Here is a 22,634-nt window from a genome sequence, read left to right as displayed (position 1 = left end):
GGCCGCGGCGAGTTATTCGAGCATATGTTCGGTTGCCGGGTTAGGGTGGATTCATGCACGCAGTCCAAGGCCTTCAGGGTTCCCTCTTCGACCAGGGCGACGAGATCCGGCTCGGGCCCCTCGGCGGCATGCGCAGGACCGACCTCGGGGCGGGGGCCTGGGTCGATCACCTGCCCGGCTGGCTGAGCGGCGCCGACGCGCTCTTCGAGCGGCTGGCCGCCGACGTGCCGTGGCACGCCGAGCGGCGGCAGATGTACGAGCGGGAGGTGGACGTGCCCCGGCTGCTCGCCTTCTACGCCGCGGACGAGCCCCTGCCCCACGCCTCGCTCACGGAAGCCCGTGAGGTGCTGACCGCCCACTACGCCGCCGAGCTCGGTGAGCCCTTCACCACCGCGGGGCTGTGCCTGTACCGCGACGGCCGTGACAGCGTCGCCTGGCACGGCGACCGGACCGGCCGCTCCCGGACCGAGGACACCATGGTGGCCATCGTCTCCGTCGGCGACCCGCGCGATCTCGCCTTCCGCCCCCGCGACGGCGGCACCACCCTGCTGCGGCTGCCCCTGGGGCACGGCGACCTCGTGGTCATGGGCGGCTCCTGCCAGCGGACCATGGAGCACGCCGTACCCAAGTCGGCGCGGGCCGTCGGCCCGCGCATCAGCATCCAGTTCCGGCCCCACGGCGTCCGCTGACCGGGCGTGGACCACGTCTGACCCGCACGTCCGACCCGGACGGCTCAGGCGGCGGCGCCGGGCTCCTTCGGGGAGCGGACGGCCCCGGCCGCCGCGTGCAGCGAGCGCAGCGCCAGCAGCAGGATCCCGATGTCGTCCAGGTACACCGGGTCCGGAATCAGGTCCACGGGCGAGACGGTGTAGATCACCGCGGCCCAGAACAGGGCCTTGTCGTGCAGCGGGATCCCCGCGTCGACCAGCAGCCGCCGGGCCGCGAAGACCCGTACGAGCAGCACGGCCGCGGCGATCGCGAGCCCCACTGCGACCACCGTGCCCAGGGCGAGCCAGACCTTTCCGTCCATGGCGGCCCTATACCCCGATACCGGGCCGCGATACCTCTCGGGCGGCCGGATCCGTTCAGGCGCCCTCGCCGCGCAGCCTGCGGCCGACCTCGCCCAGCCCGTCGGCGAGCGCGTCGAGCTGGGCGGGGGTGAGGACGTCGACGAGGACCTCCCGGACCGTCGCCACGTGCCCGGGGGCGGCCGCCTCCAGCTTGGCGCTGCCGGCGTCCGTGAGGACGGCGAAGACGCCGCGCACGTCGGAGGGGCAGCTGCGGCGGCGGACCAGACCGGCCTTCTCCATCTGGGTGACTTGGTAGGTCAGCCCGCTCTTGGAGTTGATCAGCCCGTTGGCGAGCTCGGTCATCCGCAGCTCGCGCCCCGGCGCCGCGGCGAGCCGTACGAGGATCTCGTACTGGGGGTGCGAGAGTCCGGCCTCGTCCTTGAGCTGTTGGTCGAGACGGCGGTTCACCAGGGCCGATGCGGCGAGGAATCCGCTCCAGGCGCGCATCTCGCGGTCGTCCAGCCATCTCGGTTCACCCATGGCCCCAGACTACACGGGTTGTTCGGATTTGAATCAATGGTTAGGGTCGAGGCCTAGCGGTTCGAATTTGAACAACTCTCTCCTGCCTCCCCACGGGCCGCCCGACCGGAAGGACCCCCCCGATGACCAGCCCCTCCGTCACCGCGACGAAGCCGCAGGCCGCCGCACCGGCCGCACGCCCCGCCTCCTCCGCCGTCTCCACCCCGGGCCACGACACCGGCCTGCTCCTGCTGCGCCTGGTCCTCGGCCTGACCGTGGCGGCGCACGGCTCGCAGAAGCTCTTCGGCTGGTTCGGCGGCGGCGGCATCAGCGGCACCGGCCAGTTCTTCACCGCCAGCGGCTACCCCGCGGGCGATGCCATGGCGGTCCTCGCCGGCCTCACCGAGACCCTCGGCGGGCTCGGCCTCGCCCTCGGGCTGCTCACCCCGCTCGCCGGGGCCGCCATCGTCGGCACCTTGATCAACGCGATCGCGGTCCACGGCACCGGCGCCTTCTTCGCCCCGAAGGGCATCGAGTACGAGCTGCTCCTGACCGCGGGCGCCGCGGCCCTCGCCCTCACCGGCCCCGGACGGTACGCCGCCGACCGCTTCCTGCCCGTCCTGCGGAGCCACCGCCTCGCGCACGGCGCCCTCGCCGTCACCCTCGGCGTGGTCCTCGCCGCCGTCCTGCTCCTCGTACGCGACTAGAACGACTGCAGGCCGGTGGGCGCCGGGTGGGCCGCTGCGGCCCGCCCGGCGTCGGCGTATTCCGACCGGCCATACGGATTTGCGCCAACTCTGTTTGACTTCAGGTGAGTTATTGCTGTGCTCACCTATCTTCTACGGGGCACATCAGTTCGCCCCAGGAGGTCAGATTGCAGTCCAGGCGCTTCCTCGCCTTTCACCGCGCGATACGCCGTTCCCACCTGCTCATCGCTCTCGGCCTCGGCTCCCTGCTGATCGGTCTGACCCCGTGGTTCGTGGTCACGAGCACCGCAGCGGCCGGCCGCGCACCGGCACCCCGTCCCGCGCCCGCGCCCTTCGACCAGCAGACGGCGAAACAGTCGCCGCACCACGGCATCGCCCCCGCGAACGCGATGGAGCCGATGGCTCCGATCCTCGACCGGACCGGATGGACCGCCGCGGCGAGCGACGAGGAGACCAGCGGCGAGAACGGCCGCGCGGCCAACGTCCTCGACGGGAACACCGCCACCATCTGGCACAGCAAGTACGTGCCCACCCCGACCCCGCTGCCGCACGTCATCACCGTCGACATGCACCGCACGACGGTCGTCTCGGCCCTCGTCTACCGTCCCCGCACCGACGGGCCCAACGGGCGCGTCGGTGAGTACAGCATCAGCCTCAGCGCTGACGGACTGAACTGGGCGACCCCGGTCGCCACCGGCACGCTCGCGGACGACGTCAGCCCCAAGACCCTCGGATTCGCCCCCCAGGGCGCCCGGTTCGTCCGGCTCACCGCGCTCAGCGAGGCGGGCGGGCGCGGAGCCTGGTCCTCCGCCGCCGAGATCGACCTGCTGGGCGACCCCGGCACCCCGGCGGCCACCGTCGACCTGTCCCGCACCGGATGGACGGCCACGGCGAGCGACGAGGAGACCGGCGGCGAGAACGGCCGCGCGGCCAACGTCCTCGACGGGAACACCGCCACCATCTGGCACAGCAAGTACGTGCCCACCCCCACCCCGCTGCCGCACAGCATCACCATCGACATGCACCGCACCGAGGTCGTCTCCGCCCTCGTCTACAGTCCCCGCTCCACCGGGCCCAACGGGCGCGTGGGCGCGTACTCCATCGCCACCAGCACCGACGGCGTCACCTTCGGCACACCGGTGGCCTCCGGCGCCTGGCGGGACGACGACACCGTCAAGACCGCCACCTTCACCCGCGCCGCATCGGCCCGCTTCGTCCGCCTGACCGCGACCAGCGAGGCCGGCGGCCGCGGACAGTGGAGCTCCGCCGGTGAGATCCGCCTGAGCGGTCCGTCCAGCCCGGCCGTCCACGGCTCCTGGAGCCGGATCACCGGCTTCCCGCTGGTGCCGGTGGCCACCGCCGCCCTGCCCGGCGACAAGCTGCTGGCCTGGTCCGCGTACGCCGTCGACCGCTTCGGCGGCAGCAACGGCTATACGCAGACAGCGATCCTGGACCTGAAGACGGGCAAGGTCACCCAGCGCCGCATCGACAACACCGGACACGACATGTTCTGTCCCGGCATAGCCATGCTCGCCGACGGCCGGGTGCTGGTCACCGGCGGCAGCAACGCGGAGAAGGCGAGCATCTACGACCCGGCCACCGACAACTGGTCCGCCACCACGAGCATGAACATCGCCCGCGGCTACCAGGCCATGACCCTCATCTCCACCGGCGAGGCCTTCGTCCTCGGCGGATCCTGGAGCGGGTCCACGGGCACCGACAAGGCCGGAGAGGTCTGGTCCCCGGACACCCGCACCTGGCGCAGCCTGCCCGGCGTCCCGGCCGCCCCGGCGCTGACGGCCGACCCGGCCGGACCCTACCGCGCCGACAACCACATGTGGCTGCACGCCACTTCGGGCGGCAAGGTGCTGCAACTGGGCCCGAGCAAGCAGATGAACTGGATCTCCACCAGCGGGCAGGGCAGCATCACCTCCGCCGGCACCCGGGCCGACAGCCAGGACGCCATGACCGGCAACGCCGTCGCCTACGACATCGGCAAACTGCTCACCCTGGGCGGCTCGCCCGCCTACCAGGACACCCCGGCCACCCAGCGCGCCTACACCGTGGGCATCTCGGGCAGCCAGGTCCAGGCCGCCCGCACGGGTGACATGCAGCATGCCCGCGCCTTCAGCAACAGCGTGGTCCTGCCCGACGGCAAGGTGGCCGTCTTCGGCGGCCAGGGCTACCCGGTGCCCTTCAGCGACGCCACCTCCGTCCTGACCCCCGAACTGTGGGACCCGGCGACCGGCGCCTTCACCCCGCTCGCCACCATGGCCGTTCCGCGCAACTACCACAGCGTGGCCAACCTGCTGCCCGACGGACGGATCTTCTCCGGCGGCGGCGGTCTGTGCGGCGACTGTGCGACCAACCACGCCGACGGGGCGATCTTCACCCCGCCGTACCTGCTCAACGCGGACGGAACCCCGAAGCCGCGTCCCGCCATCACCGCGGGCGTGCCTCCCAGGGCGGCCCCGGGCGCCTCGCTCACGGTGAGCACCCAGGGCTCGGTGGCGTCCTTCGTCCTGATGCGGGCCGCCGCCGCGACCCACTCCACCGACAACGACCAGCGCCGGGTTCCCGTGGCGTCCACCGCGGCGGGAGGCGGCAGGTACACGGTGTCGATACCCGCCGACACCGGTGTGGTCCTGCCGGGGACCTACATGCTCTTCGCCCTCGACGCCCACGGCGTACCGAGCATCGGTCAGTTCGTCACGATCTCCTGACCGCGACCCCATGAGCGAAGTCCGGGGCCTGAGCTGATTGGCCCCGGACATTCAGGGGAATAGCGCAAAAATGACACAACCCATCGAAGACTACGCACTCATCGGCGACCTGATGACCAGCGCACTGGTCGGCCGTGACGGGTCCATCGACTGGCTGTGCCTGCCGCGCTTCGACTCGGCCGCCTGCTTCGCCAAACTCCTCGGCGAGGAGGAGAACGGCCACTGGCGCATCGCGCCCCTCGACGCCGCCGTCGGCGAGCCCTGCACCCGCCGCGCCTACGTCGACGGCTCGCTCATCCTGGAATCGTACTGGGAGACCGAAACCGGGACCGTCAAGGTCACCGACTTCATGCCCCAGCGCGAGGTCGCCCCCGACGTCATCCGCATCGTCGAGGGCATCAGCGGCACGGTCAGGATGCGCAGCACGCTGCGCCTGCGCTTCGACTACGGCCACGTCGTGCCCTGGGTGCGCCGCAGCGACGGCGACCGGGTCGCCATCGCCGGGCCCGACTCCGCCTGGTTCCGCAGCGAACCCCCGGTCCGCACCTGGGGCGAGGCGAACAGCACCTGCTCCCAGTTCCCGGTCACCGCCGGCCGGCGCGTCGCCTTCGTCCTGACCTGGCACCCCTCCCACCGGCCGCGCCCCGAGCCCTGCGACCCCTACGACGCGCTGGAGCAGAGCCTCGCCGACTGGCGGGAATGGACCGCGCAATGCCGCTACGAGGGCCCCTACCAGGAGGCGGTCACCCGCTCCCTGATCACCCTCAAGGCGCTCACCTACGCCCCGACCGGCGGCATCGCCGCCGCGGCCACCACCTCCCTCCCCGAAGAGCTCGGCGGCGTCCGCAACTGGGACTACCGCTACTGCTGGCTCCGGGACTCCACCCTCACCCTCGGCTCGCTCCTGTCCACCGGCTTCCTCGACGAGGCCCGCGCCTGGCGCGAGTGGCTGCTGCGCGCGGTCGCGGGCGACCCCGCCGACCTCCAGATCATGTACGGGATCGCCGGCGAGCGGCGGCTCCCCGAGAGCGAACTGCCCTGGCTGCGCGGCTACGCCTCCTCCGCCCCGGTCCGCGTCGGGAACGCCGCCGTCGACCAGCTCCAGCTGGACGTGTACGGGGAGGTCATCGACTCCCTCTACCTGGCCCGGTCCGCCGGCCTGCCCTCCGAACGCCACGCCTGGCGGATCCAGCTCGCGCTGCTCGACTTCCTCGAACGCAACTGGCACCGGCCCGACGAGGGCCTGTGGGAGGTCCGCGGCCCCCGCCGCCACTTCGTGCACTCCAAGGTGATGGCATGGGTCGCGGCCGACCGGGCCGTACGCACCCTGGAGAGCGACCCCTCCCTGGACGGCGACCTGGAACGCTGGCGCACGATGCGCGACGAGGTGCACCGCGACGTGTGCGCCCATGGCTACGACCCCGAGCGGGGCACCTTCACCCAGTACTACGGCTCCGCCGAACTGGACGCGGCGACCCTGCTCATCCCCAGGGTCGGATTCCTGCCGCCCGACGACCCGCGGGTCGTCGGCACGGTCGACGCCGTGCGCGCCGAACTCGGCAGCAGCGGACTGCTCCGCCGCTACAGCACCGCGGGCTCCACCGTCGACGGCCTGCCCGGGGAAGAAGGAGCCTTCCTGGCCTGCTCGTTCTGGCTGACCGACGCCCTGCACATGACGGGCCGGCGGGAGGAAGCCCGCGCCCTGTTCGAGCGGCTGCTGTCCGTCCGCAACGACGTGGGCCTGCTCGCCGAGGAGTACGACCTCCTCGCCGGACGCCAACTCGGCAACTTCCCACAGGCGTTCAGCCACGTCGGCCTGGTGAACACCGCGCTCATCCTGGCGAGCCCGGCCTGACCCGCAGGGCGCCCTACGGGTCCCCGCCGGTACGCAGGGCCAGCAGCAGGGCGATGTCGTCCGGCCGGTCCGCGGAGTTGCCCGCCTCGCTGATCAGCCGGTCGGCGGTCTCGGTCAGCGGGGACGGCCGGGCCGCCTCCAGGGCCCTGCGCAGCCGCTCCACCCCGACGTCGATGTCGAGGCCCGGCTTCTCCACCAGCCCGTCCGTGTACAGGGCGAGGACCGAGCCCGTCGTCAGCCGCAGCTCCGTGAGCGGGTACGAGGCCTCCGGGTCGATGCCCAGCACCACTCCGCCCGCCAGGTCCAGCACCTCGGTCCGGCCGTCCGGGTGGCGCAGCAGCGGCTGCGGGTGCCCGGCCCGGGCCGCGGTCACGGAGCCCGACGCCGGGTCGAGCAGCATGTAGCAGCAGCTCGCGAACTGGCCCGGATCCAGGTCGATGAGCAGCTGGTTGGTCCCGCTCACCACCTGCTCCGGGGTGCTGCCGCTGAGCGCGAACGCCCGTACCGCACTGCGTAGTTGGCCCATGGTCGCCGCGGCCGCCACACCGTGGCCCTGGACGTCCCCGATGACCAGGGCCAGCAGGCCGGCGCCCGTCTCGACGACGTCGTACCAGTCGCCGCCGACGTCCATGCCCAGGGTGCCGGGGAGGTAGCGGCCGACGGTGTCCACGTGCTCGCGCACCGGCAGCCGGTGCGGCAGCAGTGCCGACTGCAGACCGCGGGCGAGCTCCACCTCGCTGTCGTAGCGCCGGGCCCGCGCGAGCGCCTGCGCGATCAGACCGGCCAGTGCCGTGAGCACCGTACGCTCCTCCGCGCTGAAGCCGCGGGGCGAGTCGAAGCCGAGGATGCACGAGCCCACCGGCCGGCCGGAGGCGATCAGCGGCAGGAAGGCGCGGGCGCCGACATCGGCGTCCAGCGGAATGCCCGGATAGGCGGCGGCCAGGTGCTGCATCGACTCGAAGAACAGCGGCCGGCCCGAGGTCAGCGTCTCCACACCCGGCAGCCGCACATCGAGGGACACCCCGTCGAACCGGTTGAGGAAGCCCCGTGGGAAACCGGTCTCCCAGGCCAGGTGCAGATGCCGCTCGTCCAGCAGGTAGATCGCCAGCTGGCGGCCGCCGAAGGCCGGCAGCAGCTCCTCGGTGACCACCGCCGACACCTGCCGGGCCGTGACCGCCTCCGTCAGCGCGATGGCGAGGGCCACCGGCCGGTACAGCGCCGAGGCCTCGTCGGCGGACGCGTCGAGGTCCGCGTACGCGTCCACGTCGGCGACCGGGTCCGGCCGGGCCCGTGACTGGGGCGCGTAGGCCGGTTTCGCAGAGGTACCCAGCGTCAGGGTCACGCCGTCGGCCGCCGGGTACAGGTCCACCGACAGCCACTGCCCGGGCGCGCGCCGGCCGCGCCGGGCGGGGAAGTGCACCGGCTCGCCGGACATGAAGCCGGCCCGGAAGTGGTCCTCGTAGGCGTGATGCCCGAGCCATGGCAGCGCCTCCCACAGCAGCCTTCCCTGCAGACGGGGCCCGTTGAGGCCGAGCAGCTCCTCCGCCGCGGTGTTCACGTAGCCGATCCGGCCCTCCCGGTCCAGGGAGAGCACCGCCTGCGCGAGCCGGTCCACGGCCCTGCGGGCGCCCTCGGCCCCGGCCTCGGGCGGTGGCGAGGGCACGCCCACCGGGTCGCCTTCCCACAGCACGCGCGCCCCGGCCGCCGCGAGCGCGGTGAGGTCGGCGGCCAGCTGCTCCGCGGCCCGTCGCAGCCGTTCGCGGTCCGCGGTCCCGACCGGGATACCCGGGGTCGCCTCGCGCAGCACCACCAGCACGCCGAACCGTTCCGTCCCGGCGGTCACCGGCTGGTACAGCGAGCCGAAGGGGAACGGCAGCCCGGCCATCAGCTGCGGGAAGCGGCTCATCGCCGACTCCGCGTCGGGCAGGTGCACGGCCTGCCCGGTGCGGTAGGCCTCGGCGACCGGGTACGGGCGGTTCACCTGCATCCGCCACCAGGGCCGGAACAACTGCAGCGGCAGCCCGGTGAACACGGCCATCAGGAGCAGCCCGGTGGTGGGGGAGCGCAGGTAGACACCGGCCGCGTACCCACCGACGGCCTCCATCGCGTTCACGGCGGCCCGTGCGAGCACCTGGGCCGTCGCATCAGGGGCATCCGTGGGGTCAGGGGCGGCGCCGACGCTGTCCGCTCTCGCCATCACACAGCCAGGATGCGCCTTCGGCGGCGCCCGCTGCATCCTGGCTGGTCGCGGCCGTGCCCCTGCCGATAGGCCGGACCGCTTCCCTCGTCCGGGGGACGCCCGGGTGTGCGGGCCACCCCCCGGACGGCGCCGCGGGGCACGATACGCAGGCGTCCCACCCCCGGCACCGCCCGGGTGTGCGGGCCACCCCCCGGACGGCGCCGCGGGGCACGATACGCAGGCGTCCCACCCCCGGCAGGCCCCCGGAAGGCAGAGCATGCGGTTCCAGTACGACACCATCGGCGAGCGCTACGCGGAGTCCACGAGCACGGCCGCCTTCTCCGCGGCCGACACCTACACCCTGCACGGAGCCCTCGACGCCCTCGGCGGGGTACGCGGGCTCGACGCCCTCGACCTGGCCTGCGGATACGGATACAACACCCGGCTGCTGGCCCGTGGCGGGGCCCGGCGGACGGTGGGCGTCGACGTCTCGGAGGAGATGATCCGGCTGGCCCGCGCCCACGAGGCGACCAAGGACCGGACGGACGTCGAGTACCACGTCGCCGACGCCGCCGGCCTGCCGCACCTGGGACCCTTCGACCTCGCGACCGCCGCGTACGTCTTCAGCTACGCGCCCGACCGCAGATCCCTGCACGCGATGTTCCGCTCCGTCCGCGCCAATCTGCGGGCCGGCGGGCGGCTGCTGGCCATCGTCCCCAACGCAGGGGCGTTCCCGCGCGTGGACTGGTCGCCGTACGGGGTGCGCATCCTCGACCGGGTCCCGGACGGCGACGCGCCGCTGCTCAAGGCGCATTTCCTGACCGAGCCGCCGGTGCCCTTCGAATTCCGCGAATGGGCCCACGCCGACCTCGCGGAGGCCGCCGTCGAGGCGGGTTTCGTCACCGTCGGCTGGCAGCCGAACCGGACCCCGCCCGCCGACGCCGTGCGCGACGAGGCGTACTGGACGGCCTACCGCGCCTGGCCGATCAGCTCGCTGATGACCTGCACGGCGTAGGCGGCCGTCAGCGATCCGCGGTCACCGCCGTGCCCTCACAGTTCCGCCGTCGACCTGATCAGCTCGACGATCCGCTCGCGCGCCGCGCGCCCCTCCGGCACGGGCAGCAGCGGGTACCCGTGCGGCAGCCCCGCCGCCTCGTGGCACTCCACCTCGGCCCCGTCCGCGCGGGCCCGGCGCAGCAGCTCCCGGCTGTCCGTGATCAGCACGTCCCGGGTCCCGGTGAACACCGTCATCGGCGCCAGCCCGGCGAAGCCGCCGTGCAGCGGGCTCACCCGGGGGTCCTCGGCGTCCAGGGTCCCGGCGTACAGCCGCCCGGCCTCCAGCAGCCCCGGGCGGGCCAGCATCGGATCCGCCGCCTCGATGGCCGCCTGGTCCGGATGGCTCATGGTCACGTCCAGCCAGGGCGAGATCAGCACGATCCGGGACGGCTGGTCCCCGGTGCGGTCGCGCAGCCGCTGGGCCGCCGCAAGGGCCAGCCCGGCCCCGGCGGAGTCCCCGATCAGCACCGTCCCGCCGGAGCCGCCGCTCGCGATCAGACCGCTCAGCAGGTCGGCGGCGACCGGGACGGTCCGGTCGGCGGTACCCCGCGGAGCGAGGATGTACGCCGGTACGACCACCCGCGCCCGCGCCTGCGTGACCAGGGTCCGGACCAGCGCCCAGTGCGGGCGGACCAGCTCGTCGATGTAGCCGCCGCCGTGCACGTACAGCACATGGGCCGCCGGCTCTGCCCCCAGCGGGGAGACGTCGTACACCGGCCAGGCCCCGACGAAGGTCCGCGAGATGTCGGCGACCCGCCCCAGCGACCGCGGCGGCAGATGCGAAGCGGGCCGGCGGGCGGACTCGGCCACCCGGCTCCGGACGGCCTCCGCGCTCGCGTACCGTCTTCGCCGTCCCGCCGCGATCAGCGCCACCGACAGCGCCCTGCTGCGCAGACTCGGCACGCCCCTCACCTCCCCTTTTTCCCGCGCCGTCCCCAGCGCGAGCCCCTTCCCCGTCACGGGAGGAGCATAGGCGTGAAGCTGCGCTGTCGACCCGTTTAAGAAAGTCTCGATGGACTGATCACCGCGCCGATCGGCAGATTGGTGCACGTCACCGCCGCCGTTCGGGCCCCTCCGCCCGCGGCGTACCCTTCCGCATGCCTGGAGCCACCCCATGAAGGCACTCGTCAAGCACAAGGCAGAACCCGGCCTGTGGCTCATGGACGTCCCCGAGCCCGAATACGGCCCCGGCGACGTGCTGATCAAGGTGCTGCGCACCGGCATCTGCGGAACCGACCTGCACATCCGTGCCTGGGACGGCTGGGCGCAGGGCGCGGTCAAGACCCCCCTCGTCCTCGGCCACGAGTTCGTCGGCGAGGTCGCGGCGCTCGGCGCGGACGTCCAGGACATCGAGGTCGGCGCGCTGGTCAGCGGCGAGGGCCACCTGGTGTGCGGCAAGTGCCGCAACTGCCTGGCCGGCCGCCGCCACCTGTGCCGCAGCACGATCGGGCTCGGGGTCGGCCGCGACGGCGCCTTCGCCGAGTACGTGGTCCTGCCCGCCCAGAACGTGTGGGTGCACCGCACCGCCGTCGACCTCGACGTCGCCGCGATCTTCGACCCCTTCGGCAACGCCGTGCACACGGCACTGTCCTTCCCGCTGGTCGGCGAGGACGTACTGATCACCGGCGCCGGCCCGATCGGCATCATGGCGGCGGCCGTGGCCAGGCACGCCGGCGCGCGCAACGTGGTCATCACCGACGTCAGCCCCGAGCGCCTGGAGATCGCCCGCAAGGCGGGCGCCACCCTCGCCGTCAACGTCGCCGAGTCCTCCATCGCCGAGGCGCAGACCAAGCTCGGCCTGCGCGAGGGCTTCGACATCGGCCTGGAGATGTCCGGCCGCGCCGAGGCCATGCGCGACATGATCGACAACATGACGCACGGCGGCCGGATCGCCATGCTGGGCCTGCCCGCGCAGGAGTTCCCGGTGAACTGGGCGAAGGTGGTCACCTCGATGATCACGATCAAGGGCATCTACGGCCGTGAGATGTTCGAGACCTGGTACGCCATGACCGTGCTGCTGGAGGGCGGGCTCGACCTGAGCCCGGTCATCACCGGCCGCTACTCGCACCGCGACTTCGAGGCCGCCTTCGACGAGGCGTCGACCGCCCGCAGCGGCAAGATCATCCTGGACTGGACGGCGTAACCACCCGCCCGTCCACCCACCGAACCACCTCCCTCCGGGCCGGGCCCCGCACACCCTCCCCCCTCCGCGGGGCCCGGCCCCCTCCCTCGTCGCCCTCCGCCGCACAAGGAGAACCGCACCATGTTCGAGACCGTCCGCGAGGACCTGCGCTCCACCCTCGACGAGATCCGCGCCGCCGGCCTGCACAAGCCCGAGCGCGTCATCGGCACCCCGCAGAACGCGGCCGTCGCCGTCACCTCGGGCGGTGCCGCCGGCGAGGTGCTCAACTTCTGCGCCAACAACTACCTGGGGCTGGCCGACCACCCCGAGGTCGTCGCCGCCGCGAAGGAAGCGCTGGACCGCTGGGGCTACGGAATGGCCTCCGTCCGCTTCATCTGCGGCACCCAGGAGGTGCACAAGGAGCTGGAGGGGCGGCTCTCGGCCTTCCTCGGCCAGGAGGACACGATCCTCTACTCCTCCTGCTTCGACGCCAACGGCGGCGTCTTCGAGACGCTGCTCGGCGCCGAGGACGCGGTCATCTCGGACGCCCTCAACCACGCCTCGATCATCGACGGCATCCGCCTCTCCAAGGCCCGCCGCTTCCGCTATGCCAACCGCGACCTGGCCGAGCTCGAAGCCCGCCTGAAGGAAGCCACCGAGGGCGGCGCCCGCCGCAAGCTGATCGTCACCGACGGCGTCTTCTCCATGGACGGCTACGTCGCCCCGCTCGCGGAGATCTGCGACCTGGCCGACCGCTACGACGCCATGGTGATGGTCGACGACTCGCACGCGGTGGGCTTCGTCGGCCCCGGCGGACGCGGCACCCCTGAGCTGCACGGCGTCATGGACCGCGTCGACATCATCACCGGCACCCTCGGCAAGGCCCTCGGCGGCGCTTCCGGCGGCTACGTCGCGGCCCGCGCCGAGATCGTGGAGCTGCTGCGCCAGCGCTCGCGCCCGTACCTCTTCTCCAACTCCCTCGCCCCGGTCATCGCGGCAGCCTCCCTCAAGGTCCTCGACCTGCTGGAGTCGGCCGGTGACCTGCGTGAACAGCTCGCCGCCAACACCGCGCTCTTCCGTACGAAGATGACCGAGGCCGGCTTCGAGGTGCTGCCCGGCGACCACGCCATCGCCCCCGTCATGATCGGTGACGCCGCCGAGGCGGCCAGGATGGCGGAGCTGCTCCTGGAGCGCGGCGTGTACGTGATCGGCTTCTCCTACCCGGTGGTGCCGATGGGCGCGGCGCGCATCCGCGTCCAGCTCTCCGCGGCCCACTCGACGGCCGACGTCGAGCGCGCGGTGGCCGCCTTCATCGACGCCCGCGCGGCCCTCGGCACCGCTGGGGTCTGAGGGGCACGAGGGGTCTGAGGGGTCTGAGGGGTCTGAGGGGGCTGTGCACCCTGAGACAATGGTGGGGTGATCGACCCCCGCCGGCTGCGCATCCTGCGGGCCGTGGCGGACCACCGTACGGTGACCGCCGCGGCCGCAGCCCTGTACCTCACCCCCTCCGCCGTCTCCCAGCAGCTCGCCGCGCTGGAGCAGGAGACGGGCCACGCGCTGCTCACCCGCAGCGGTCGGGGCGTACGGCTCACGGCGGCCGGTGAGATCCTGCTCGGCCACGCACACGAGGTGCTCGCGCAGCTGGAGCGGGCGGAGGCGGAACTCGCGGCGTACGCGGGCGGTTCGGCGGGCGAGGTCACCGTCGCCGCCTTCGCCACGGGCATCGCGGAGGTACTGGCCCCGGCCATCGCCCGGCTCGCGCTGGAACGGCCGGGCATCCGGCTGCGGGTCCGTGACGCGGAGGGTGACCAGAGCCTGCCGCTCCTGCTGGACGGCGAGGCGGACCTCGCGCTGGCCGTCGAGTACCGGGGCGGCCCGGGCGCCGACGACGCGCGGCTGTCCGTCCTCCCGCTGTACGCGGAACCCTTCGACGCGGTCCTGCCCTCGGGGCATCCGCTGGCCGACCTGCCCGCGGTGTCGCTGGCCGACCTCGCGGACTCGGACTGGGTGGGCCAGTACCCGGGCAACCCGTGCCACGACGTGACGCTGCTCGCCTGCGAACTGGCCGGCTTCCAGCCCCGGCTCGTGCACTCCTCGGACGACTTCCGCGCCGTGACGGCGCTCGTGGGCGCGGGGGCCGGAGTGGCCCTCGTCCCGCGCTCGGCCCTGCGCGGCATGGACCTCAAGGAGGTCCAGGTCCGCCCGGTCACCGGGCCGGCCGCCACCCGCCGGGTCTTCGCCGCCACCCGCCGCGGGGCCGAGACCCACCCGCTGATCGCCCCCGTCCTGGCCGCCCTGGTCCGCGAGTCGGAGCGGCTCCCGGCCCACTGAAAGAGCCGGCGGCAGGATGAATGGTTTCGCCACGCGCCTGTACGGGTGAAGTCCGGCGCGCGCTCTATGAGGGCGGCCCCCGCGGTCGAAGACTGTGCCCCGAGCCGTAGGAGCCCCACCCCGACCACGGAGGCATCATGGGCCGCGCCACCGCCGACACCCCGGACACCGCCGACACCCCGGACACCCCGGGCACCGCCGACACCCCGGACACCCCCGACACCGCTCCCGACTACCTCAAGCACACGGCAGAAGTGGTCCGCGAGCACCTGGCAGCCGCCACCCAGCTCGCCACCTTTCTGAAGGGTGCGGGCACCCTCACCCTGGAGCAGCGCAAGCTCCTCGTCGACCAGGCGCTGGTGCTGCTGGAGCAGAACTACGTACACCTGCCGCTGAAGATCGCGATGCACGCGGTCAACCCCGTACAGCGGCTGCGCCTGATCCGCCGCCAGCTGGAACAGCAGACGCAGGCCACCATGCCGCCCGAGTGGATCTTCCACGCCGAGATGTTGAAGGTGTTCAACTCGGTGCGCGACCTGCACACCAACTACCAGCTGCCCGAGCCGTTCGCGAAGAAGATCGCCTTCCTGCCGTTCCTGGTCGAGGAGACCACCGACGGACCGGAGCCGCGCTTCCTGGTCACCCTCGTCATGCGGGGCTTCTCCGCGCCCGGTTTCGAGCCGGGGGCCGAGGTCACCCACTGGAGCGGCGTCCCCATCGAGCAGGCCGTCGAGCTCAACGCCGGCCGGTTCGCCGGCGGCAACGTGGCGGCGCGCCGCAGCCGGGGCATCGAGTCGCTGACGGTGCGTTCGCTCTCCGCCCACCTGCCCCCGTTCGAGGAGTGGGTGACCGTCAGCTACGTCAGTACCGACGGAACCGCGCACGAACTGCGGGTGCTCTGGCAGATCGTGGACCTCTTCGGGGAGCAGGCGGGCCCCGGCGGTGAAGAGTCGCTGGCCCTGGGGGTGGACTACGAGTCCGAGGAGATCAGCCGGGCCAAGGTCATGCTCTACGTCCCCCACGTCATCGAGCAGCAGCAGGCGGTGGCCGCGGGGGAGTCTCCCCGGTCCGCGGCGGGTGAGGTCGCGAGCACGATGCCGGAGGTGTTCACGGCCCGCTCCGTCGAGACCCCCTCGGGGACCTTCGGCCACATCCGCATCCACACCTTCATGGTCGAAAGATCCGGCCCCTTCGTCGCGGAGTTCGTCCGGCTCATCGGCACCCTTCCGCAGAACGGCCTGATCGTCGACGTGCGGGACAACGGCGGCGGGTCAGTCCTGGCGTCGGAGCGCACCCTCCAGACGTTGACCCCACGTCATATCACTCCGGAATCCTTCCAGTTCATCAACACCCCGCTCAACCTGCTGATCTGCCGCAGCAGTGGCGACCTGGACCCGTGGGTGCCGTCGATGGAGCAGGCGGTCGAGACCGGGGCCACGTTCTCCGCCGCCCTGCCCCTCACCCCGGAGGAGCTGGCCAACCAGATCGGCCAGCAGTACTTCGGCCCGGTCGTCCTCATCACCAACGCCCGGTGCTACTCCGCCACCGACATGTTCGCCGCCGGCTTCCAGGACCACCGGATCGGGATCGTGCTCGGCACCGACGACAACACCGGGGCCGGCGGCGCCAACGTCTGGGAACAGGCCGACTTCCTGCGGGACTTCCCGCTCACCGCCTCGCCCTACCGGCCGCTCCCCAACGGGGCGGGCATGCGCGTGTCGATCCGCCGGTCCCTACGGGTCGGCGACCGGTCCGGGACGCCCCTGGAGGACCTGGGCGTCGTACCGGACGTGCGCCACCGGATGACCCGCCGGGACCTGCTGGAGAGCAACGCCGACCTTCTGGCGAAAGCCGGTGAACTGCTCGCGGCCCAGCCCGTGCGGGAGCTGAACATCGCCAACGTCGCGCGCGCCGACGGATCGCTCCGCCTCGAACTGACGACCACCAACATCGACCGCGTCGACGTCTACCTCGACCGCCGTCCCGGCGCCTCCGTGGACGTCCCCGACGGCCAGGCCGAGGTCACGGTGACGGGTGCCACGGCCGCCCGGTCGATGCGGGTCGAGGGCTACGCCGTGGGCGAGCTCGTCGCCAGCCGCACCATGTCGCTGTAGGCGCAGAGGCGGCCGGGGCAGGCAGGGCGGGTGGGGCGGCTGGTGGCCGGACCGGCCCGGTCACCCGCCCCGCCCGCCCCGCCGCACTGCCGTCGCTCACACCGTGACCACGTCGACCCCCGCCGCGGTGAAGGCCCGGGCCACCGCCGGGGCCAGTCCCGTGTCCGTCACCAGGACGTCCACCGACGAGGTCGCGCAGATACGGGCGAAGGCGCGAACGCCCAGTTTGCTGGAGTCGGCCGCGACGACCACCCGGCGGGCGCGTTCGCACAGCAGGCGGTTGACCGAGGCCTCGTCCTCGTGCCGGGTCGCCGCGCCGTCCTGCGGGTCGAAGCCGTCCACGCCGAGCACCGCGGTGTCCACCGCGAGCTGCCCGAGGACCTGCTCGGCGAGCGGGCCCGTCAGTTCGTACGACTGGGGGCGGGCCACCCCGCCGGTCAGTACGATCTTGAACTGCGGCCGGATCACCAGCTCGCCCGCGATGTTGAGGGCGTTGGTCACCACCGTGAGCGCGGGCGAGCCCTGGGCGAGGTCCGGACGCCCGGCGAGGGCCCGCGCGACCTCCGTGGTCGTGGTGCCGCCCGTCAGGCCGATCACCTCGCCCGGAGCGATCAGGGCCGCCACCGCCTCGCTGATCCGGTGCTTCTCGGCGGCGCGGCGCGAGGTCCGGTAGCGCAGCGGCAGTTCGTACGAGACCCCGTGCAGCACCGCCCCGCCGCGCGTACGGACCAGCAGCTGCTGCTCGGCGAGCTGGTCGAGGTCGCGGCGGATGGTCGCGGCGGACACTCCGAGGGCCTCGGCCGCCGGTTCCACCTCCAGCTCGCCCCGTTCCACCAGCAGGTCCAGCAGTGCCTGCCAGCGCTCCTTGCGGGTCATCGGCCGCCCCCTCCCGTGCTCGTCCCGTGCTCGCCCCGCGGCCGCAGTCGGCCTACCCGGCGACACTAACTCAGCAGATCACCCCGTGGTTGCTTGAAGTTGCGCGAAAGCGCGAGCTACCTTGCAGGAAAACGCAAAACGCCCCACGCATTCAGACCCGCCTGCCGCACGAGGGAGCCTGTATGAGTCACGTCGCGTACGAGTTGGGCACGCAGCCCGCATGCTGGGAGCGGGCCGCCGAACTGGCCCCGGCCCGGCGGGCGGTGCTCCCGCAGCCGGGGGAGCGTACCGCGATCGTCGGGTGCGGGACCTCGTACTACATGGCGCAGGCGGCCGCCGTGCTGCGCGAGGAGTCAGGACAGGGCGAGACCGACGCCTTCCCCGCCTCCGAGTTCCCGCGCCACCGCCGCTACGACCGGGTCGTCGCCCTGACCCGGTCCGGCACCACCACCGAGGTACTGGACCTGCTGGCCGGGCTTCGGGACGCGGGCGTGCCCACGACCGCGGTCGTCGGCGATCCGGCCACCCCGGTGATGACCGCCGCGGACGAACTGGTCGTCCTCGACTTCGCCGACGAACAGTCCGTCGTGCAGACCCGGTTCGCGACCACCGCCCTCACCCTGCTGCGCGCCCACGTCGGGCGGCACACCCCCTCCGCGGCCGCCGACGCCCGCACCGCCCTCGTCGAGCCGCTGCCCGCCGACATCGCCGGCCGGGGCCAGTTCACCTTCCTCGGCCGCGGCTGGAGCGTCGGACTCGCCCACGAGGCGGCGCTGAAGATGCGCGAGGCTTCGCTGTCCTGGGCCGAGTCCTACCCGGCGATGGAGTACCGGCACGGGCCGATCAGCGTCTCCGGACCCGGCACCGTGACCTGGTCGCTCGACGAGGCCCCCGACGGGCTCGCCGAACAGGTACGCGCAACCGGCTCCCAGTGGGTGCCCGGCCGGCTCGACCCGCTTGCCGAACTGGTCCGCGTACACCGCCTCGCCCTCGCGGTCGCCGCCCACCGGCAGCTGGATCCGGACGCGCCGCGCAACCTCACGCGCTCGGTGATCCTCACCGCGGGCGAGGAGGCGGTCCGATGAGCCTGGTCCGGGCCGGCGACCTGGTTCTGGAGGCGGCCGCGGCCGGCCGGGCCGTCGCCGCCTTCAACATCATCACCCTGGAGCACGCCGAAGCCGTCGTGGCCGGGGCCGAGGCGGCCGGCCTGCCCGTCATCCTCCAACTGAGCGAGAACGCCGTGAAGTTCCGCGGCGGGCAGCTGCTGCCCATCTCGCGGGCCGCCGGCGCGTGCGCGGAGGCCGCCGGGGTCCCCGTCGGCCTGCACCTCGACCACGTCAAGAGCCCCGAGCTGCTCCGGCAGGCATGCGACGCCGGATACAGCTCGGTGATGTACGACGCCGCGCAACTCCCGTACGCCGAGAACCTGGAGGCCACCCGGTCCGCGGCCGAATGGGCGCACGCCAACGGGCTGTGGATCGAGGCCGAGCTGGGCGAGGTCGGCGGCAAGAACGGCGCCGCGCCGCTCGACCCGCACGCGCCCGGCGCCCGTACCGACCCCGACGAGGCCCGGCGGTTCGCCGCCGACTCCGGGGTCGACGCCCTCGCCGTCGCCATCGGCAGCAGTCACGCGATGACCAGCCGGACCGCGGCCCTGGACCATGTGCTGCTGGCCCGGCTGGCCAAGACCGTGGACGTACCGCTCGTCCTGCACGGCTCCTCGGGGCTGCCGGACACCGAGCTCGCGGCAGCCGTCGCGGGCGGCATCCGCAAGGTCAACATCGGCACCGCCCTCAACGTGGCGATGACCGAGGCCATCCGTGCCCACCTGACCCCGGCGGACCCCCGGCCGTACCTGACGGCCGCCCGTACGGCGATGACGGTGACGGCGACGGCTATGATCGGCGCCCTGAACTGACGGGCGACGGGGGCGGCGATCATGGACATACAGCGGGGACGTACGGATCGCCGCCGGTTCCTGCTGATCGCCGGCCTCCCGCTGCTGACGGTGGGCGCGGGCATGGCCTACCTCCTGTGGCCGGAGCCGCCGCGCCGGCCCGAGGTCCGTACCGACCTGGAGCCGCTGAACCGGCGCCTCGGGCCGTTCCTGGGCGAGCTGACCGACGCGCACTGGCTGGGCTACGACATCGAGGGCGCGGCCGACGACCGGAGCATCCCGGGCCCCGACTCCCGGATCCGCGTGGTCGGTGTCGCCCACCTCCCGGCCGGCGGCGCGGCCGCGATCACCGGCAAGCCCGACCACGCCTTCGCCGCCACCGGCGCGCCGTCCGACCTGCCCGCCGCACTGAAGCAGCACCTGCCCGCCGACGCGGCCTGGCAGCACAGCCCCGGGTTCGACGCGTACGCGAACGCGCAAGGCGCCGCCGGCCAGGCCTCGGACGGGATCCCCTCGGGCCGGTACCTCTTCGACACGGCCCGGGACCTCGTCCACTTCGACGTCCTGTACCTCTTCACCTGACATCGGGCGGGGAGCGGGCGGCGGACGACTCCCTATCCGCCCATTGTGCGGCAGGCGGCCGAACTGCACCGGCGTTTCAGATGAATTGGGGTCCGGCCGGCGTGCGGCCGGGCGCTCTCAGATGCCTATGGCCCCGTCGATCCGCTCGCGCAGGAGGTCGGCGTGCCCGTTGTGCCGCGCGTATTCCTCGACCATGTGGATCAGCACCCAGCGCAGCGACACCTTCCCGCGCCACGCGTCGACGGCCTCGATGTCCAGATCGGGTGCTGCGGCCACGAAGCTTTCGGCGAAGGCCACTTCGGCGCGCCACGCCGCCCAGGCCGCTTCGGCCGCCGCCGGATCGGACAGGGCTCCGTCGAAGTCCCCGTCGGGGTCCTGTGCCGAGGAGAAGCGGGGCGGCGCGTCCTGCCCCGCCAGGACCTGCCGGAACCAGCGGCGCTCCACATCGGCCAGGTGCCGGACCAGGCCGAGGAGGGAGAGCGTGGACGGCTCCACCGAGCGGCGCGCCAACTCTGCTCCGAGGCCTGCGCACTTGAGTTCCAGGGTGGCGCGGTGGTCCGCCAGGAAGGCGACCAGCATCCGCCGCTCGTCACCGGTCGCGGGGCCGCTGAAGCGGCCGTCCCGCTCGGGCTCGACGAAGAATTCCGCTCTGCTGCGTGGGCTCGTCATGCTCGCGATTATCGACGCCCCTCCCGAACGGCCGCACCCGGGTCCTTCCGAATTCTTGTAACAGGTTCTACTCTGACCGCCGCCACCCACGCAGCGACCGGCTGGACCGCGAGACCCCGGAGGGGCCGTGCACCTCGAATACACGCCTGAGCAACAGCAGTTGCGCACCGAGCTGCGCGCCTACTTCGCCGAGCTCGTGCCGCAGGACGTCTACGCCCGCTACGAGGACCCGGCCGCCCAGAAGCGCTTCTACCGGGACACCATCCGCCGGCTCGGCGCCGACGGCTGGCTCGGGGTCGGCTGGCCCAAGGAGTACGGCGGCCGCGGGATGACCCCGATGGATCAGTTCATCTTCTTCGACGAGGCCGCGCAGGCCGTCGTACCGCTGCCCCTGATGGCGCTCAACACGGTCGGGCCGACCATCATGCAGTTCGGCACCGACGAGCAGAAGGCGTACTTCCTGCCGAAGATCCTCGCCGGGGAGATCGACTTCGCCATCGGCTACAGCGAGCCCGACGCCGGCACCGACCTCGCCGCGCTCAAGTGCAAGGCCGTGCGCGAGGGCGACGAGGAGACCGGCACCTACGTCGTCGACGGACAGAAGATCTGGACCACCAACGGAGACACCGCCGACTGGGTCTGGCTCGCCGTACGCACCGACCCGGACGCCCCCGCCCACAAGGGCATCACCATGCTCCTGGTCCCGACCACGGACCCCGGGTACTCCTGCACCCTCATCAACACCCTCGCCTCGCACGACACCACCGCCAGCTACTACGAGAACATCCGCGTCCCGGCGAGCCGCCGCGTCGGCCAGGAGAACAAGGGCTGGCGCCTGATCACCAACCAGCTCAACCACGAACGCGTCACCCTCGCCGCACACGGCACGATGGCCATCCGGGCTCTCCACGACGTCCAGCGCTGGGCCGCCGCGACGAAACTCGCCGACGGCCGCCGGGTCATCGACCTCTCCTGGGTCCGCGGCCGCCTCGCCCGCACCCACGCCCGGCTCGACGCGATGAAGCTGCTCAACTGGCAGATGGTGGGCGCGGTCGAGGCCGGCACCCTCACCCCGCAGGACGCCTCCGCGGTCAAGGTGTACGGCTCGGAGGCCCGCCGGGACGCGTACGCCTGGCTGATGGAGGTCGTCGGCGCGGCAGGCTCCCTCAAGGACGGCTCGGCGGGCGCGGTCCTGCACGGCGAGCTCGAACGCGGCTACCGCAGCGCCGTGATCTTCACCTTCGGCGGCGGCAACAACGAGATCCAGCGCGAGATCATCTCCTGGATCGGCCTCGGTATGCCACGCGTCCGCCGCTAGGGCCTGTGTGACTCACAACGATAGTTGGCACATAACAGCCGTTGTTGTCACCGGATGCTTCGGCGGTCCGCGGGTCGGCGCGTTACGGCGTGCGTACGGCGCTCGGGCGCGCGGCAACGGTCACCAGCCGGGTCGAGGCCCCGCGGACCGTCACGCTGCCCAGCTGGACGAGGGGATCGCTCAACTCAGACGGTCAAGATTCCCACGATGAAGACTGGTTCAACCACCGGGCAGCAGAGCAGGACGGGTACCTCCTCTTCGACAAGAAGAATGTCCGCACCAGCAAATTCAAGGGCGGGGGGTTGGAGATCTGCGACGTCCTGGGCCCTGACAGTCAGCTGATCTGCGTCAAGAAGGCCACCTCGAGTACCGCCCCCCTCAACCACCTCTTCGCCCAAGGGGTGGTCGCCGTGGAGACCTTGCGGAGTGATGCGGAGGTGCGAGCCAAGTTCCTCAAGCAGGTAGCCGCCCACAGCCCAAACCACCGCCTCATCCAAGACTTCGGTACGCTCCGCGTGGTCTTCGGCATCCTGCTGAAGGACGGCGAGGATATTGCCGTCGACTCTCTCTTCGCCTTCGCTCAAGTCTCGCTGCTACAAGCGGTGCGGAGGCTGCGCGCCATGAACGCGGACGTCGAGATCATCGCCATCCGGCGCTGACCGCAGGGCTTGCTCGT

Annotated in this window: 20 protein-coding genes; 14 read left to right on the top strand and 6 right to left on the bottom strand. The window is 72.5% G+C overall.

The window, feature by feature from the left end; translation table 11 throughout:
• Positions 1–53: 53 nt before the first annotated feature.
• Positions 54–689 carry an alpha-ketoglutarate-dependent dioxygenase AlkB gene (locus tag ACZ573_RS15655; protein WP_471303943.1) on the top strand — a complete coding sequence of 212 codons (636 nt, stop codon included), beginning with the start codon at positions 54–56 and terminating at the stop codon, positions 687–689.
• A 44-nt stretch (positions 690–733) separates the two neighbouring features.
• Here ACZ573_RS15655 and ACZ573_RS15650 read toward each other — a convergent pair whose 3' ends face one another.
• Together ACZ573_RS15650 and ACZ573_RS15645 are read right to left on the bottom strand one after the other, a co-directional pair.
• Entirely contained in the window at positions 734–1,030 is a 297-nt protein-coding gene (locus tag ACZ573_RS15650; RefSeq protein ID WP_373042386.1) for a YkvA family protein, read from the bottom strand.
• 55 nt (positions 1,031–1,085) lie between these two features.
• Positions 1,086–1,550, bottom strand: a complete 465-nt coding sequence (locus ACZ573_RS15645) for a MarR family winged helix-turn-helix transcriptional regulator (RefSeq protein WP_471303940.1) — start codon at positions 1,548–1,550, stop codon at positions 1,086–1,088.
• Between the two features lie 122 nt (positions 1,551–1,672).
• Between ACZ573_RS15645 and ACZ573_RS15640 the strand changes: the two genes are divergently transcribed.
• From ACZ573_RS15640 to ACZ573_RS15630, 3 genes are all read left to right on the top strand, one after another.
• On the top strand, positions 1,673–2,236 hold the full coding sequence (locus ACZ573_RS15640) for a DoxX family membrane protein (protein ID WP_471303937.1): 564 nt from the start codon (positions 1,673–1,675) through the stop codon (positions 2,234–2,236).
• Positions 2,237–2,403: 167 nt separating this feature from the next.
• Positions 2,404–4,959, top strand: coding sequence for a discoidin domain-containing protein (locus ACZ573_RS15635; RefSeq protein WP_471303934.1), 2,556 nt, complete (start codon positions 2,404–2,406; stop codon positions 4,957–4,959).
• Positions 4,960–5,029: 70 nt separating this feature from the next.
• Positions 5,030–6,814, top strand: a complete 1,785-nt coding sequence (locus ACZ573_RS15630) for a glycoside hydrolase family 15 protein (protein ID WP_471303931.1) — start codon at positions 5,030–5,032, stop codon at positions 6,812–6,814.
• Positions 6,815–6,827: 13 nt separating this feature from the next.
• On the opposite strand, the gene ACZ573_RS15625 is transcribed toward ACZ573_RS15630, so the two are convergent.
• Positions 6,828–8,918: a PP2C family protein-serine/threonine phosphatase gene (locus ACZ573_RS15625; RefSeq protein ID WP_471304117.1), complete on the bottom strand. Its 2,091-nt coding sequence runs from the start codon at positions 8,916–8,918 to the stop codon at positions 6,828–6,830.
• Between the two features lie 352 nt (positions 8,919–9,270).
• Between ACZ573_RS15625 and ACZ573_RS15620 the strand changes: the two genes are divergently transcribed.
• Positions 9,271–10,008, top strand: coding sequence for a class I SAM-dependent methyltransferase (locus ACZ573_RS15620; protein ID WP_301373105.1), 738 nt, complete (start codon positions 9,271–9,273; stop codon positions 10,006–10,008).
• A 35-nt stretch (positions 10,009–10,043) separates the two neighbouring features.
• On the opposite strand, the gene ACZ573_RS15615 is transcribed toward ACZ573_RS15620, so the two are convergent.
• Positions 10,044–10,952, bottom strand: a complete 909-nt coding sequence (locus ACZ573_RS15615) for an alpha/beta hydrolase fold domain-containing protein (RefSeq protein WP_471303927.1) — start codon at positions 10,950–10,952, stop codon at positions 10,044–10,046.
• 211 nt (positions 10,953–11,163) lie between these two features.
• Here ACZ573_RS15615 and tdh point away from each other — a divergent pair, with 211 nt between their 5' ends.
• From tdh to ACZ573_RS15595, 4 genes are all read left to right on the top strand, one after another.
• Positions 11,164–12,192 carry an L-threonine 3-dehydrogenase gene (gene tdh, locus ACZ573_RS15610; RefSeq protein ID WP_471303924.1) on the top strand — a complete coding sequence of 343 codons (1,029 nt, stop codon included), beginning with the start codon at positions 11,164–11,166 and terminating at the stop codon, positions 12,190–12,192.
• Positions 12,193–12,312: 120 nt separating this feature from the next.
• On the top strand, positions 12,313–13,521 hold the full coding sequence (locus ACZ573_RS15605) for a glycine C-acetyltransferase (protein ID WP_471303921.1): 1,209 nt from the start codon (positions 12,313–12,315) through the stop codon (positions 13,519–13,521).
• 66 nt (positions 13,522–13,587) lie between these two features.
• The gene (locus ACZ573_RS15600) at positions 13,588–14,502 is read left to right on the top strand and encodes a LysR family transcriptional regulator (RefSeq protein WP_301373109.1); all 915 of its coding nucleotides are present in this window, start codon (positions 13,588–13,590) and stop codon (positions 14,500–14,502) included.
• A gap of 137 nt (positions 14,503–14,639) precedes the next feature.
• On the top strand, positions 14,640–16,616 hold the full coding sequence (locus ACZ573_RS15595; RefSeq protein ID WP_471303919.1) for a S41 family peptidase: 1,977 nt from the start codon (positions 14,640–14,642) through the stop codon (positions 16,614–16,616).
• A gap of 96 nt (positions 16,617–16,712) precedes the next feature.
• Here the strand turns inward: ACZ573_RS15595 and ACZ573_RS15590 are convergent, their stop codons facing one another.
• Positions 16,713–17,492: a DeoR/GlpR family DNA-binding transcription regulator gene (locus ACZ573_RS15590; RefSeq protein WP_471303917.1), complete on the bottom strand. Its 780-nt coding sequence runs from the start codon at positions 17,490–17,492 to the stop codon at positions 16,713–16,715.
• Between the two features lie 182 nt (positions 17,493–17,674).
• On the opposite strand from ACZ573_RS15590, the gene ACZ573_RS15585 reads away from it, so the two are divergent.
• From ACZ573_RS15585 to ACZ573_RS15575, 3 genes are read left to right on the top strand one after another with little or no spacing between them, the layout of a single operon-like run.
• Positions 17,675–18,577, top strand: a complete 903-nt coding sequence (locus ACZ573_RS15585; protein ID WP_471303915.1) for an SIS domain-containing protein — start codon at positions 17,675–17,677, stop codon at positions 18,575–18,577.
• Complete coding sequence (locus ACZ573_RS15580; RefSeq protein WP_471303913.1) at positions 18,574–19,410, top strand: class II fructose-bisphosphate aldolase; 837 nt, start codon at positions 18,574–18,576, stop codon at positions 19,408–19,410. Before ACZ573_RS15585 ends, ACZ573_RS15580 begins: the two co-directional genes overlap by 4 nt.
• Positions 19,411–19,431: 21 nt before the next feature.
• A complete protein-coding gene (locus ACZ573_RS15575) occupies positions 19,432–19,971 on the top strand; it encodes a hypothetical protein (RefSeq protein ID WP_471303911.1) in 540 nt (179 codons plus the stop codon).
• 117 nt (positions 19,972–20,088) lie between these two features.
• Here the strand turns inward: ACZ573_RS15575 and ACZ573_RS15570 are convergent, their stop codons facing one another.
• The gene (locus ACZ573_RS15570) at positions 20,089–20,640 is read right to left on the bottom strand and encodes a DinB family protein (protein ID WP_471303908.1); all 552 of its coding nucleotides are present in this window, start codon (positions 20,638–20,640) and stop codon (positions 20,089–20,091) included.
• A gap of 127 nt (positions 20,641–20,767) precedes the next feature.
• On the opposite strand from ACZ573_RS15570, the gene ACZ573_RS15565 reads away from it, so the two are divergent.
• Together ACZ573_RS15565 and ACZ573_RS15560 are read left to right on the top strand one after the other, a co-directional pair.
• Positions 20,768–21,958 (top strand): acyl-CoA dehydrogenase family protein, encoded by a 1,191-nt coding sequence (locus ACZ573_RS15565; RefSeq protein WP_471303906.1) that lies wholly within the window; start codon positions 20,768–20,770, stop codon positions 21,956–21,958.
• 89 nt (positions 21,959–22,047) lie between these two features.
• Positions 22,048–22,617 carry a DUF6119 family protein gene (locus ACZ573_RS15560; RefSeq protein ID WP_471303903.1) on the top strand — a complete coding sequence of 190 codons (570 nt, stop codon included), beginning with the start codon at positions 22,048–22,050 and terminating at the stop codon, positions 22,615–22,617.
• The last annotated feature ends 17 nt before the right edge of the window (positions 22,618–22,634 follow it).

This window comes from Streptomyces sp. NPDC040545, from assembly GCF_055595065.1.
The sequence above is the reverse complement of the archived record's forward strand: the minus strand, read 5'-3'. Positions and strand labels throughout refer to the sequence as shown.